At 55.8% G+C, this 292-nt stretch carries 1 rRNA gene; it reads left to right on the top strand.

Annotated features, from left to right (window positions below):
* Window positions 1-292 (top strand): 16S ribosomal RNA (locus AOA62_RS05055); the annotation flags it as partial.

Genomic DNA, 292 nt, shown 5'->3' with positions numbered 1-292 from the left:
GGATGGTACAAAGGGCAGCAAAACCGCGAGGTCGAGCGAATCCCATAAAGCCATTCTCAGTTCGGATTGCAGGCTGCAACTCGCCTGCATGAAGCCGGAATTGCTAGTAATCGCGGATCAGCATGCCGCGGTGAATACGTTCCCGGGCCTTGTACACACCGCCCGTCACACCACGAGAGTTTGTAACACCCGAAGTCGGTGAGGTAACCTTTTAGGAGCCAGCCGCCGAAGGTGGGACAGATGATTGGGGTGAAGTCGTAACAAGGTATCCCTACCGGAAGGTGGGGATGGA

Origin of the sequence: Pseudomonas sp. 2995-3 (genome assembly GCF_002742565.1) — a bacterium.
Classification (GTDB): domain Bacteria; phylum Pseudomonadota; class Gammaproteobacteria; order Pseudomonadales; family Pseudomonadaceae; genus Aquipseudomonas; species Aquipseudomonas edaphica.
Note: the sequence above shows the minus strand (reverse complement) of the source record. Positions and strands in the feature narration are given on the sequence as shown.